Origin of the sequence: Pseudomonas schmalbachii, assembly GCF_017589465.1 — a bacterium.
Taxonomy (GTDB): Bacteria; Pseudomonadota; Gammaproteobacteria; order Pseudomonadales; family Pseudomonadaceae; genus Pseudomonas; species Pseudomonas schmalbachii.
This window is the reverse complement of record NZ_JAELYA010000009.1, coordinates 65,536-78,889: the sequence shown is the minus strand read 5'-3', so window position 1 is coordinate 78,889 and position 13,354 is coordinate 65,536. Positions and strand designations below refer to the sequence as shown.

Annotated in this window: 12 protein-coding genes, 1 pseudogene and 1 riboswitch; of the genes and pseudogenes, 2 read left to right on the top strand and 11 right to left on the bottom strand. The window is 64.8% G+C overall.

All coding sequences use genetic code 11. The annotated features are described in order from the left end of the window. Positions 1-461 precede the first annotated feature (461 nt). On the top strand, positions 462-2,351 hold the full coding sequence (locus JFY56_RS20820; RefSeq protein WP_208316054.1) for a methyl-accepting chemotaxis protein: 1,890 nt from the start codon (positions 462-464) through the stop codon (positions 2,349-2,351). Positions 2,352-2,626: 275 nt separating this feature from the next. Here the strand turns inward: JFY56_RS20820 and JFY56_RS20815 are convergent, their stop codons facing one another. The 7 genes from JFY56_RS20815 to JFY56_RS20785 all read right to left on the bottom strand — a co-directional run bounded on the left by JFY56_RS20815 (position 2,627) and on the right by JFY56_RS20785 (position 9,347). Continuing rightward, on the bottom strand, positions 2,627-4,102 hold the full coding sequence (locus JFY56_RS20815; RefSeq protein WP_208316053.1) for a helicase HerA-like domain-containing protein: 1,476 nt from the start codon (positions 4,100-4,102) through the stop codon (positions 2,627-2,629). A gap of 97 nt (positions 4,103-4,199) precedes the next feature. Then, positions 4,200-5,396: a nicotinate phosphoribosyltransferase gene (gene pncB / locus JFY56_RS20810; protein ID WP_208316052.1), complete on the bottom strand. Its 1,197-nt coding sequence runs from the start codon at positions 5,394-5,396 to the stop codon at positions 4,200-4,202. 314 nt (positions 5,397-5,710) lie between these two features. After that, a complete protein-coding gene (locus JFY56_RS20805; protein ID WP_208316051.1) occupies positions 5,711-5,941 on the bottom strand; it encodes a hypothetical protein in 231 nt (76 codons plus the stop codon). Beyond that, positions 5,938-6,642 carry a lipopolysaccharide kinase InaA family protein gene (locus tag JFY56_RS20800; RefSeq protein ID WP_208316050.1) on the bottom strand — a complete coding sequence of 235 codons (705 nt, stop codon included), beginning with the start codon at positions 6,640-6,642 and terminating at the stop codon, positions 5,938-5,940. The genes JFY56_RS20805 and JFY56_RS20800 overlap by 4 nt, the downstream gene beginning before the upstream one ends. A gap of 3 nt (positions 6,643-6,645) precedes the next feature. Continuing rightward, a complete protein-coding gene (locus JFY56_RS20795) occupies positions 6,646-7,317 on the bottom strand; it encodes a class I SAM-dependent methyltransferase (protein ID WP_208316049.1) in 672 nt (223 codons plus the stop codon). 82 nt (positions 7,318-7,399) lie between these two features. Beyond that, positions 7,400-8,674 (bottom strand): sensor histidine kinase, encoded by a 1,275-nt coding sequence (locus JFY56_RS20790; RefSeq protein ID WP_208316048.1) that lies wholly within the window; start codon positions 8,672-8,674, stop codon positions 7,400-7,402. Next, a complete protein-coding gene (locus tag JFY56_RS20785) occupies positions 8,664-9,347 on the bottom strand; it encodes a response regulator transcription factor (protein WP_208316047.1) in 684 nt (227 codons plus the stop codon). Before JFY56_RS20785 ends, JFY56_RS20790 begins: the two co-directional genes overlap by 11 nt. A 146-nt stretch (positions 9,348-9,493) precedes the next feature. Between JFY56_RS20785 and JFY56_RS20780 the strand changes: the two are divergent. After that, a pseudogene (locus JFY56_RS20780) lies at positions 9,494-10,293 on the top strand (phosphatase PAP2 family protein). On the opposite strand, the gene JFY56_RS20775 reads toward JFY56_RS20780, so the two are convergent. From JFY56_RS20775 to JFY56_RS20760, 4 genes are all read right to left on the bottom strand, one after another. Next, complete coding sequence (locus tag JFY56_RS20775) at positions 10,251-10,565, bottom strand: DUF190 domain-containing protein (protein WP_208316045.1); 315 nt, start codon at positions 10,563-10,565, stop codon at positions 10,251-10,253. The pseudogene JFY56_RS20780 and the gene JFY56_RS20775 overlap by 43 nt on opposite strands. A gap of 16 nt (positions 10,566-10,581) precedes the next feature. Continuing rightward, the gene (gene crcB / locus JFY56_RS20770) at positions 10,582-10,965 is read right to left on the bottom strand and encodes a fluoride efflux transporter CrcB (RefSeq protein WP_208316044.1); all 384 of its coding nucleotides are present in this window, start codon (positions 10,963-10,965) and stop codon (positions 10,582-10,584) included. Positions 10,966-11,034: 69 nt separating this feature from the next. Further along, positions 11,035-11,098, bottom strand: a riboswitch (Fluoride riboswitch). Between the two features lie 205 nt (positions 11,099-11,303). After that, positions 11,304-12,944, bottom strand: a complete 1,641-nt coding sequence (groL, locus tag JFY56_RS20765) for a chaperonin GroEL (RefSeq protein WP_208316043.1) — start codon at positions 12,942-12,944, stop codon at positions 11,304-11,306. Between the two features lie 51 nt (positions 12,945-12,995). Continuing rightward, positions 12,996-13,289, bottom strand: coding sequence for a co-chaperone GroES (locus JFY56_RS20760; RefSeq protein ID WP_003094064.1), 294 nt, complete (start codon positions 13,287-13,289; stop codon positions 12,996-12,998). Positions 13,290-13,354 lie beyond the last annotated feature (65 nt).

The window sequence follows — 13,354 nt, the reverse complement described above, 5'->3', positions numbered from 1 at the left end:
CCGCCCTACGCGGCTTCGTTGGCGCTGAGCCTGCGAAGCCCAACATCGGCCGAGCATGGCACCGTTGGGCTCACGTAGGTTGGTGCTGAACGCAGTGAAGCCCAACATCGGGTGGGAGTTGGCACCGTTGGGCTTCGCAAGCTCAGCACCAACCTACGTTTGCCCGCGACCCGACGGTCATCCCCCGGCCAGCGCCATTCGTCTCCCCGCCTCAAGCTTCCCCTCGCCGCTGCCGATATCCAGTCCGGAGCAACTCGCGTCATCTGCGTCCGGCATCCCTTCGGAGCCTCAGCTCGACGACTCCCTGGCACATGGGCGTGCCAGCACGGCCTGCGCGGCTACCTCCGCGCCGGACGTTTCCGCAGCGCTACCGCGCCAGCGGATGAATCCGGGCGATACGGACCTGTCGCCCGGAACCTTGCCAGTCTCAGGCTTCCCACTCCTTAAGGACTTCGCGCAGCATGATGAAAAGACTCCAGTTCAGTCACAAGATTCTCCTTGCCGCTTCCCTTGTCGTTTTCGCCGCGTTCTCCCTGTTCACCCTGTACAACGACTACCTGCAACGCAACGCCATCCGCGCCGACCTCGAAGGCTACCTGCACGAGATGGGCGGAGTGACGGCGAACAATATCCAGAACTGGCTCGGCGGCCGGCTGCTGCTGATCGAGCAGACCGCACAGACCATCGCCCGCGACGGCTCGCCGGAGGGCCTGAGCGCCCTGCTGGAGCAGAAAGCCCTCGCCTCCACCTTCAACTTCAGCTACCTGGGCCAGGAAGACGGCGCCTTCACCATGCGTCCGCAGAGCCCGATGCCGGACGGTTACGACCCACGCACCCGCCCCTGGTACAAGGACGCCCTGGCTGCCGGCGGCACCACCCTGACCGAACCCTACGTCGACGCGGCGACCCAGCAGTTGATCATCACCCTCGCCACCCCGGTGCGCGCGGCGGACCGCCCGCTCGGCGTGGCCGGCGGCGACCTCAGCCTGGAGGCCCTGGTGCAGACCATCAACTCCCTGGACTTCGGCGGCATGGGCTACGCCTTCCTGGTCAGCGGCGACGGCAAGATCCTGGTCCATCCGGACAAGCGACTGGTGATGAAGAACCTGTCCGAGGCCTATCCATCGAACACGCCGAAGATCGCCGGCGAGATCAGCGAAACCGAGCTGGATGGCTCGACGCGCATCTTCAGCTTCACCCCGATCAAGGGCCTGCCTTCGGTGAACTGGTACATCGGCCTGTCCATCGACAAGGACAAGGCCTACGCCATGCTCAACCAGTTCCGCGCCTCGGCCATCGTCGCCGCGCTGGTGGCCATCGCCGCCATCCTGATCCTGCTGGGCATGCTGATGCGCGTGCTGATGCAGCCGCTGACCGCCATGGGTCGCGCCATGCAGGACATCGCCCAGGGCGAGGGCGATCTCACCCGCCGTCTGGCCGTGCACAGCCAGGACGAGTTCGGCGCCCTGGCCAATGCCTTCAACCGCTTCGTCGAGCGTATCCACCAGTCGATCCGCGAGGTCGCCACCACCGCGCGCCAGTTGCATGACGTCTCGCAACTGGTGGTGAACGCCTCCAACTCGTCGATGAGTAATTCCGACGAACAGGCCAACCGCACCAACAGCGTCGCCGCGGCGATCAACGAACTCGGCGCCGCCGCCCAGGAGATCGCCCGCAACGCCGCCGACGCCTCGCACCACGCCTCCGATGCCAGCCAGCAAGCCGGCGATGGCCGCCAGGTGGTCGAGCAGACCATCGCCGCGATGACCCAGCTGTCCGACAAGATCAGCGCGTCCTGCACCCATATCGAGGCGCTGAACAGCCGCACGGTGAACATCGGCCAGATCCTCGAAGTGATCAAGGGCATCTCCGAGCAGACCAACCTGCTCGCCCTCAACGCCGCCATCGAGGCCGCCCGCGCCGGCGAGGCGGGCCGCGGTTTCGCCGTGGTCGCCGACGAGGTGCGCAGCCTCGCCCACCGCGCCCAGGATTCCGCGCAGCAGATCCAGCAGATGATCGAGGAACTGCAGGTCGGCGCCCGCGAGGCGGTGGCGACCATGACCGAGAGCCAACGCTACAGCCTGGAAAGCGTGGAGATTGCCAACCGTGCCGGCCAGCGCCTGGGCGTGGTCACCGGGCGGATCGGCGAGATCGACGCAATGAACCAGTCGGTCGCCACAGCCACCGAGGAACAGACCGCGGTGGTGGAGTCGCTGAACATCGATATCAACGAGATCAACACGCTGAACCAGGAAGGTGTGGAAAACCTCCAGGCCACCCTGCGCGCCTGCGCCGACCTGGAAAACCAGTCCGGCCGTTTGCGGCAGTTGGTGGATAGTTTCCGCATCTGAGAAATGGCGGGTTTCACCCGCCCTACGCGGCTTCGTAGGTTGGCGCTGAGCCTGCGAAGCCCAACGGTGCCAACTCCCACCCGATGTTGGGCTTCACTGCGTTCAGCGCCAACCTACGTGAGCCAACGGTGCCAACGCACGACCGATGTTGGGCTTCGCTCAAGTCGTAGGATGGGTTGAGCGAAGCGATACCCATGAGCCAAGGGTGAAAGCCCATCGATGGGTATCGCAGGCTCAACCCATCCTACTCGTCAACCCAACCTGCGGCGCTGCCGTTACCGGCGCTTGCCGCCCAATAGCGCCCCCATCAACCCGCGCACCAGTTGCCGGCCAATCTGGTTGGCGGCCTGGCGGACCATGGTCTTGGCGGTCTGGCTGGCCAGCGTTCCGAGCAGATCGCCGGCGATGCCGCCAAAGTCCGTCTCTTTCGCCGCCTTGCCGCCGTTGGGTGCCATTTTCTGGTCGGTGCGGCCGTTGAGCAGTTCGTAGGCCGATTCGCGGTCGATCGGCTGGTCGTAGCGGCCGGCCATCGGCGAGCGGCGGACCAGTTCGGCGCGTTCGGCATCGCCCAGCGGGCCGATACGCGACTGCGGCGGTGCGATCAGCACGCGCTGGACCATCGCCGGCGTACCCTTCTCTTCCAGCGTGCCGACCAGCGCCTCGCCGATGCCCAGTTCGGTGAGCACCTTGAGGGTGTCGAACGCGGGGTTCGGGCGGAAACCGTCGGCCACCGCACGCAGGGATTTCTGCTCCTTGGCGGTGAAGGCGCGCAGGCCGTGCTGGATGCGCAGGCCGAGCTGGGCCAGCACGTCGTCCGGCAGGTCGCCGGGCGACTGGGTGACGAAGTACACGCCGACACCTTTCGAGCGGATCAGCCGCACCACCTGCTCCAGGCGATCCTGCAGGGCCTTCGGCGTGCCGTTGAACAGCAGGTGCGCCTCGTCGAAGAACAGCGCCAGCACCGGTTTGTCGGCGTCGCCGCGCTCGGGCAACTGCTCGAACAGCTCGGCCAGCAGCCAGAGCAGGAAGGTCGCGTAGACCTTCGGCGCCTCGTGCACCAGCTTGCTGGCATCCAGCAGGTGGATGCGCCCGCGACCGTCCGGATCGGGGCGCAGGATGTCCTCCAGCTGCAGCGCCGGCTCGCCGAAGAACGCCTCGGCGCCCTGCTGTTCGAGCAGCGCCAGGCGTCGCAGCAGGGCCTGCGAGGAAGCGTTGGTGAACAGCGCGGAATCCTGGCCGAGTACCTGGGGGTTTTCCTTGAGGTGGTTGAGCAGCGCCTTCAGGTCCTTCAGATCGAGCAGCAGCAGGCCTTCGCGGTCAGCCACCTGGAAGGCGGCGAACAGCGCGGCCTGCTGGCTGTCGGTCAGCTCCAGCAGGTTGGCCAGCAGCAGCGGCCCCATCTCGGAGAGCGTGGTGCGCAGCGGGTGGCCGGTCTTGCCGGCGACGTCCCACAGGCTGACCGGATAGGCCTTCGGCTGGTGGTTCAGCCAGGGCATGCCGGCGATCCGCTCGGCTACCTTGCCCTGCGGATTGCCCTGGGCGGCGATGCCGCATAGGTCGCCCTTGATGTCGGCGGCGAACACCGCGACGCCGGCATCGCTGAAAGATTCGGCCAGATGCTGCAGCGTCACGGTCTTGCCGGTACCGGTGGCGCCGGCGATCAGCCCGTGGCGGTTGGCCAGTTTCCAGGCCTGGCAGACCGGCTGGCCATCCGGACCCGCGCCAATGATGAGTTCGTTCATTCCATACATCCTTGAGTCAGAAAGCGCGATGACGGACGCGCCGCCGATCCATCAAGATTGATCCCTCCACCGCCGCGGCGCAAACCGGGCGCTGCAGAAATCGCCTTCAGGTCACCTTGAACACGTGCTTGAGGTAGCGCAGGAAGTTCTCGTCGTTGCACTGGGTCTTGCCCGGCGCGTCGGAGATCTTCGCCACCGGATGGCCATTGCAGGCGGTCATCTTCAGCACGATGTTCATCGGCTCGACGCCGGGGATATCGCAGGTGAAATGGGTGCCGATGCCGAAGCTGACGTCGATCCGCCCGCGGGTGGCGCGGTAGATGGCCAGGGCCCTGGGCAGGTCGAGGCCGTCGGAGAACACCAGGGTCTTGGTCAGCGGGTCGATGCCCAGCCGCTCGTAGTGGGCGATGGCCTTCTCCGCCCAGACCAGCGGGTCGCCGGAATCGTGGCGCAGGCCGTCGAAGAGCTTGGCGAAGTACAGGTCGAAGTCGGTGAGGAAGGCATCCATGGTGATGCAGTCGGTCAGGGCGATGCCGAGTTGGCCGCGATACTCGCGTACCCAGCAGTCCAGCGCGGCAATCTGGCTGTCGATCAGCCGCGGGCCGAGCTGCTGGTGCGCCATCAGCCATTCGTGGGCCATGGTGCCCAGCGGCTTGACCTGCAGCGTGCGCGCCAGGTGGACATTGCTGGTGCCGACGAACTGGCCGGGGAAGTCGTTCTTCAGCCCGGCCACCACGGTTTCCTGCACCGGATAGGAGAAGCGCCGGCGGGTGCCGAAATCGGCCATCTTGAAGCCGTCCAGTTCCCCCGCGCTGGCCTCACGGCGCAGCCAGTCGAACTTCTCCTGCAGCCTCTCGCGCACCGCGTCCAGGCTCACCTGTGGATAACGCTGGCGGTTGCGTATCTCGCTGATGGTCGCCAGCAGCGGCACCTCGAAGAGGATCACATGCAGCCACGGCCCCTTCAGGCGCAGATACAGCTCACCGTTGTGGATGCCGGTCTGCACGTAGTCCGGATTGAAGCGAAACAGCCGCAGGAAGCGGATGAAGTCGGCAGTGAAGAACGGAATCCGCTGGAGGAAATCCAGTTCCTCCTGGCTGTAGGCCAGACCGGCGAGCACCTCGACCTGCTCGCGGATCTGCTCCAGGTACGCGCGCAGATCCTCGCGGTTGCGGCAGCGGAACTCCCACTCCACCTCGGCATTGGGGTAGTTGTGCAGCACCGCCTGCATCATGCTCAGCTTGTAGAAGTCGGTATCCAGCAGGTTCTGCACGATTCGCTGGGAGAATGCGCTGTCCGCCATGCTCGTCTCGTCCGGGTCAACAAGGCTTCAGTCTATGGGATCGCAGTGGGTTGCGATGGCGAATGGTCAATAAAAGAGATTCCTCCCTGCGACTGGCGCACACCGTGGTGCAGGAGCGCCCCATGGGCGCGAATCGCGGGCATGGCCCGCTTACGGGCCGCAATGCCCACCGTAGGTTGGCGCTGAGCAACGCGAAGCCCAACATCGCCATCGTTGGGCTTCACTGCGTTCAGCACCAACCTACGCGAGCCCTGGCTCGGCGATCAGCCATGAAAAACCCCGCCGAAGCGGGGTTTTTCTCCAGTGACGCGGACTCAACGCCATTGCGCGCCGGTGCCCTGCGACAGGCCGAACATCAGCAGCAGCAGGTTGCTGTCCGGCTGCGCCCTTTGATCGGTCTGAACCCGGGCCGGGGCGTGTGGGGTGGCCGCTCCCTGGCCGGTTTTGATCACCGAAAGCGAAGGCTCCTGCCAGGCCGCGGCGGCAAGCGTCGCGACGCCCAGCGCTGCAACGAGCAGTAAACCTCGCGTTATTTCTAGTTTCATGTGCGCAACCCTTTGATGGCGCTGCCAAACGCCGTTTCATAACCGTAGACGAACGCCCTCCATTGCGCTTCCGTCCACGACGAACGGCGCCGCGCCTGCTGCAGGTCGTGCCGGGCCGCTTGCTGGATGCTGAACCGGCGGCGGGCCTTTTCCAGGTCGATCAGCGCTACGTCGATCTTCTCGCCTTCCACGCGCACGAACATGTGTTTGGGATACAGACAGCCATGCTGCCAGTGGCCGGCATTCAGCCTGGCCACGGCGGCACCAAGCTGTTGCAGGATGCGCTGGTGCAGCGCCTCGCCCCAGCGATCCTGGTCGCCGCGGGCGTAGCACTCTTCCAGGCTGGAATAGCCATCCAGCGATTCGGTGATCAGCAGGGCCTGCCATTCGCCGTCGACCTTGCGACAGCCGGCGTAGACCACCGTGGGTACGTTGACCCCCAGCGCGCGGATCGCCTTCAGCGCGTCGCGCTCGCGGATCGCCGTGGGGTAGCCGAACGGATGCCGCCAATCCCGGCAGACGTGGCCGACCTGCTGCTTGCGATAGAGCAGGCGGCCGTCGTCGGTCAGCACGCGCTGCACGCCGCTTTCGCCGCCACGCCGCCGATTCGGTTCCTCCACCCATTTGCCGGGAAGCTGCAGCCAGCGATCGATGGCGTTTTCACCGGAAATTTGCTGCAGAGATGCCAGATCAGCGAACATCCATTACTCCTTGCGCAGAATGTAAACCCGCCACATATGCAGCAGCGGGCAGAAATCGATATGGTCCTGCACGACGAACCCCGCCTGGCGGAATTCGGCCTCGATGGTGCGAGCCGGGGTCACGAAGCGGTTCTGGTAGCCGCGCCGTTCGCGCTTCGCCTCCAACTGCTTGCGTTTCCATGACTTCAGATTGCCATCGACCCACAGGGAAAGCACCACGCTATCCCGGGTTACCCGATGGAACTCGCGCAGCATGGTCATGCGGTCTTCCGACTTGCCGATGTGGTGCATCAGGCGCATGGAGAAGATGCTGTCGACCGAGTTGTCCGACAGATCGATGGCGAATGCCGAAGTCTGCAGGGGACGTACCCGCTTCACCACCTCCGCCGGCTGGTGGGCGCAGGCGACGGCGAGCATGTCGGCGGAATTGTCCGCCCCGATGATCACGCGGTTTTCCATCTCGGCCAGCATCGGCCAGAAGCGCCCGGCGCCACACGGCAGGTCCAGCACCAGGTTCGGCTGGCCAGCGAGTTTCAATGCCTTGCGGGCGATCTGGACATCGCGCTCGTGGGAAAGTTTCCGCCAGAAGCCAGCCTGATGCTTGTGCAGGTACTGTTCGGAGTGGCTCCGGTCGTATTTGCGGGAGAAATCGAGGTCTACGGCTTTGCTGGGCATTTGTGGGAGGTCCTGTTCAAATTTCGAACAGAACCTACCTTCACACTCGTCATCCAGATGTCAGACAAATGTGAAGAAAGCGTCAAACCGCGGGAAGCCGCACCTCGAAGCGGCAACCATGCGGTTCGACCGGATGCAGCGAAACCTCCCAGCCTTCCGACGTGCAGATCCGCTTGACCAGCGAAAGCCCCAGGCCAAGGCCCTCGCCACGGGCGGAGTGGCCACGGACGAAGGGCTGGAACACGCTTTCGCGCTGCTCCTCGGGAATGCCTTCGCCGGTATCCTCGACGACGAATCCACTGGTGGAAAGTTGTAAGCGGATGCTGCCGGCCTCCGTGTAATGCACGGCGTTGCGCAGCAGGTTGCTCATCACGGAACGCAGGAATGGCGCATTGAACTGCCCTTCCGGCGCCTGCTCCGCCCGATAGTCGAACCGCAGGCCTTTCGCCTCGATCGGTCCGCGCCACTGCTCAGCCATTTCCTCGGCGATCTGCCGCAGCTCCGCGCGCGGGGCCATGGCGAGGTCCTCGCGATTGGTCCGCGCCAGCAGCAGGAAGGTCTGCACCAGACCGCGCATTTCCTCGCAGGCCGCGGTCATCCGCTGCAACTGGGCGCGCGACTTGGGCCCCAGTGACGGCTCCACGGCCAGCAACTCGCAGCTACTGGCGATCACCATCAGCGGCGTACGCAGTTCATGGCTGACGTCGCTGGTGAACAGCTTCTCGCGATTCAGCACCTCCTGCAGCCGCCCCATGGCGTAGTCGAAGGCGGCCGCCAGTTCGCCGACCTCGTCGTTGGCATAGTCCGGCGCCATCGGCGGCGCCAGCTCCAGCAACTGGTCGCGATGGCGTACCTGCCGCGCCAGGCGGGCGACCGGCTCCATCACCTTGCGCGACAGCATCCAGCCGAGCACCCCGGCGAGGATCAGGCTCAGCACGTAGCAACTGACCACGGCGGCGTACAGCACCTGCTCGCGCGCCTCGAAATCGCTCTGGTCCTGCAGCAGGACGAAGCGCCGGCCGTTGCGGTCGCGCACCAGCGCGTGGAACGACAGTGCGCCGTCGAAGACCTCGTGGAAACCTTCGTCGAGCCGGTAGAAGGCCGGCGGCATGGCGTAGACACCGGGGCCGTCGCTGACATAGAAGCGCATGCCGGGGTCCAGCCGCGGCCGCCGGCGGTTGCGCAGGTCGTCATTGATGATGCGCTCCAGCTCGCCGCCGAGATCGCGGGAGATCAGGCGTTCCTCGACCACGTGCACCACGCCGACGATGCCCACGGAGAATAGCCCGCCCACGGCGGCGGTCATCAGGATGAAGGCGAAGACGATCCGGCGGGAAAGGCTCTGCTTATATTCCATGCGTCTCGTCCGCCAGGCGGTAACCGACGCCATGCACTGTGTGCAGGAGCGGCGTGGCGAACGGCTTGTCGATCACCTGGCGGAGCTGGTGGACATGGCTGCGCAGGCTGTCGCTGTCCGGGCAGTCGTCGCCCCAGACGGCCTCTTCGAGGACATCACGGCGCACCACGTGCGGGCTTTTCTGCATCAGCACGGCGAGCAGCTTGAGGGCGATGGGGTTGAGCTTGAGCGGCTTGCTGGCGCGGGTCACTTCCAGGGTGTCGAGGTCGTAGCGCAGATCGGCCACCTGCAGCTCACGCCGCCCGCCGCCCTGGGTGCGACGGAGGATCGCCTCGATGCGTGCGGCCAGTTCGGACAGGGCGAAGGGCTTGAGCAGGTAGTCGTCGGCGCCGGAGCGGAAGCCCTGCAGGCGGTCGTCCAACTGGTCGCGGGCGGTGAGCATGATCACCGGGGTATCGCGCCGGGCATCCTCGCGCAGCCGCCGGCACAGGGTGAAGCCGTCCAGCGCGGGCAGCATCACGTCGAGGACGATCAGGTCGAAGTGTTCGGTCGCCGCCAGGTGCAGGCCGGTCAGGCCATCCTGGGCGCAGTCCACGGTGTAGCCCTTCATCCCCAGGTAGTCGGCCATGTTGGCCAGGATGTCCCGATTGTCTTCAACCAACAGAATGCGCATACGACTTTCCTCCGCAATTCCCTAGCGTAGCGTCCCCGCGCCCCGGTTGGGCGTCCTTGACGCTTTCTTCACATTCGATTCACCGCACGGCGACAGCGGCGGGAGCAGGCTGGCGCAATTCTGCACGCCGATCCATGTGAATGCCCATGCCTTCAACACGCGCCTTTCTGCCTTCTCGCCCGCTCAACTATGGGTGGGCGCTCGCCCTTCCACTCGGCCTGATGGCGCTGCTGCTGATCGTCGAGCCGGTCAGCCTCGATCTTGCGCTGGCGAACTGGATGTACCAGCCGGGTAGCGGCTTCATCGGCAGGCACAGCTGGTTCCTGGAAAACGTCCTGCATGACCGCGCCAAGCAGTTGATCATACTGCTTGGCGTGCTGGCCCTGGCTGCCAGCCTTGCCGGGGTGATCCACAAGCCCTGGCGGCATCTCAGCCGCCCGCTGGGTTATCTCGTGCTGTCGATGGGGATCGCCGCCAGCGTGGTGACGCCGCTCAAGGTGCTGACGGCGGTGCAGTGCCCGTGGGACCTGGCTCAGTTCGGCGGCAAGGAGACCTACAGTTCGCTGCTCAGTCCACGCCCGCCCACCGATCACCCGGGACGCTGCTGGCCGGGCGGCCATGCCTCCTCGGGGTTCGTCCTGTTCGCCCTGTACTTCGCCCTGCGCGACCGCAAGCCGAAACTGGCGCGCCAGGCCTTCTGGCTGGCCTTCGGCCTCGGCTGCCTGTTCTCGCTGTCGCGCATGGCGCAGGGGGCGCACTTCCTCTCGCACAATGTCTGGACGGCGCTGCTCGACTGGGTAATCTGCCTGGGGCTGTATGCGTTGCTGCTGTATCGCCCCGCGTCAGCCGGCGAACGGACGGTCATCCGGACGTGGAAAGCTGCCGACTGAGAAGGCGCCGCTGTCAGTCGCCGAGCACGCCGAATTCGATCGGCGTCTTCATGTAGAACAGCTTCACCCCCACGGCACGCAGCTTTTCGAAGAGCCGGTCGGCCTCTTCCGCCGTCACCGCCATCAGCACCTCCTGCGGCTGGTCGGTCAGCTCGAAGAAATGCGCGGCATGGATTCGCCCGGTCTTGCCGAAACCTTCGCTGGCCGATACCAGGGTGGCGCCGCGAATGCCCTGGCGGCGGGCCTCTTCGAGCAGCCATTGCGCCAGCGGCAGGCCATCGTGACGGCGGTCCTGCTGGGTGAGGAAGGTCAGTTGAAACCCGTTCATGGCTACCTCCCGACAGCTACCTGCTCATCATCCACTGGACCGAGAACAGGCCCAGCAGCGTCATGGCCAGCGACCCGGCCACATGGGTGGCGATGGCGCCCATTGCCCAGACCAGCCGGCCCTGCTGCAGCAGGGTCACCACCTCGGCGGAAAAGGTGGAGAAGGTGGTGAGGCCGCCGCAGAAGCCGGTGATGATCAGCAGCCGCCATTCTGGCGCGATCCCCGGAGTATTGGCGAAAAAGGCGATGGCCGCGCCGATGATGTAGCCGCCGACCAGATTGGCGACCAGGGTTCCGGGCGGAACCGACGGCAGCAGCGTATTCAGCTTGAGACCGAGCACCCAGCGCAGCAACGCACCGAGCGCGGCGCCGAGGGCAATGGCGAGAATGGATTTCCACATGTTTTCCTGTCCTTGCGAGCGGAGAGTTCCGGACAGGCTGCAGGCGAGCGCCTACGCGCCTTTCCAGGTCAATGCGTAGGCATCATCAGCCACGAGGGGCGGTTGAAGGAGGAATGCCATCTCCTGTGCGGCATGTTGGCATAAACAGCCGCCCACGAAAAAGCCCCGCGCAAGGCGGGACCTCCTCTTTCGTAGGTTGGCGCTGAGCACAGCGAAGCCCAACATCAGCACGCGCCGGGGAAAATCGTTGGGCTTCGTACCTCAGCCCAACCTACGGAGAAACGAAAAAGCCCCGCACTAAGGCGGGGCTCTTTCTACAGCAGGTGCCGGGAGGCTGATTACATCATGCCGCCCATGCCACCCATGCCGCCCATGTCCGGCATGGACGGGCCGGCTTTGTCGTCGACCACTTCGGCAACCATGGCTTCGGTGGTGACCATCAGGCCGCCGATCGAGGCTGCAGCTTGCAGAGCCGAACGGGTGACCTTGGCCGGATCGAGGATACCCATCTCGATCATGTCGCCGTACACGCCGGTAGCAGCGTTGTAGCCGAAGTTGCCGGAACCTTGCTTGACCTTGTCGACTACCACGCTCGGCTCGTCACCGGCGTTGGCGACGATCTGGCGCAGCGGAGCTTCGACAGCGCGACGCAGCAGGGCGATACCGACGTTCTGGTCTTCGTTGTCGCCTTGCAGGCCTTCGATGGCCAGCAGAGCGCGCACCAGGGCCACGCCACCGCCAGGAACCACGCCTTCTTCCACCGCAGCACGGGTAGCGTGCAGGGCGTCTTCAACGCGGGCTTTCTTCTCTTTCATCTCGACTTCGGTGGCAGCGCCAACCTTGATCACGGCAACACCGCCAGCCAGCTTGGCCAGACGCTCTTGCAGCTTCTCGCGGTCGTAGTCGGAGGAAGTCTCTTCGACCTGCTTGCGGATCTGCAGGACGCGAGCTTCGATGTCGGCTTGCGCGCCGGCGCCATCGATGATGGTGGTGTTTTCCTTGCTCAGCACGACGCGCTTGGCGTTACCCAGGTGCTCCAGGGTGGCGCCTTCCAGGCTCAGACCGACTTCTTCGGAGATGACGGTACCGCCGGTCAGGATGGCGATGTCCTGCAGCATGGCCTTGCGACGGTCGCCGAAGCCCGGAGCCTTGACGGCTGCGACCTTGACGATGCCACGCATGTTGTTGACGACCAGGGTAGCCAGGGCTTCGCCTTCGACGTCTTCAGCAACGATCAGCAGCGGACGGCCGGCCTTGGCGACAGCTTCCAGCACCGGCAGCATTTCGCGGATGTTGGAGATTTTCTTGTCGACCAGCAGCAGCAGCGGGCCTTCCAGCTCGGCAACCATGGTGTCCGGCTTGTTCACGAAGTAGGGCGACAGGTAGCCACGGTCGAACTGCATGCCTTCCACGACGGACAGTTCGTTTTCCAGGCCCGAGCCTTCTTCGACGGTGATCACGCCTTCTTTACCGACTTTGTCCATGGCTTCGGCGATGATTTCACCGATGGACTCGTCGGAGTTGGCGGAGATGGTGCCGACCTGGGCGATGGCCTTGGTGTCGGTGCACGGCTTGGCCAGGTCTTTCAGCTGGGCGACGATGGCGATGGTGGCCTTGTCGATGCCGCGCTTCAGGTCCATCGGGTTCATGCCGGCGGCAACGGCCTTCAGGCCTTCGTTGACGATGGCCTGGGCCAGGACGGTAGCGGTGGTGGTGCCGTCACCGGCAGCGTCGTTGGCCTTGGAGGCAACGTCTTTCACCAGTTGGGCGCCCATGTTCTCGAACTTGTCTTTCAGTTCGATTTCCTTGGCAACGGAAACGCCATCCTTGGTGATGGTCGGAGCGCCGAAGGACTTGTCCAGAACCACGTTACGACCTTTCGGGCCGAGGGTGGCCTTGACGGCGTCGGCGAGCACGTTCACGCCGACCAGCATTTTCTTGCGAGCGGAATCGCCGAATTTGACTTCTTTGGCAGCCATGTTCTCTTTCCTCTAATTCGTATGCGGTGAAAACGGGAATGGGCGGACGGATCAGTCTTCCAGAACGGCGAGAATCTCGGACTCGCCCATCACCAGCAGTTCTTCGCCATCGACTTTGATTGCGTTGCTGCCGGAGTACGGACCGAACACCACCTTGTCACCCACTTTCACTGCCAGAGCGCGCACTTCGCCGTTGTCCAGCACACGGCCGGTGCCTACAGCTACCACTTCACCGCGGTTCGGCTTCTCGGCGGCAGAACCCGGCAGCACGATGCCGCCTGCGGTCTTGGTTTCTTCCTCGCTGCGACGGATGACGACGCGATCATGCAGAGGACGAAGCTTCATAGTCGTAACTCTCCCAAACAGTGGTTTCCAACGGCCGGATCAGGTGTCCGGCAAGTTTTTTAAGG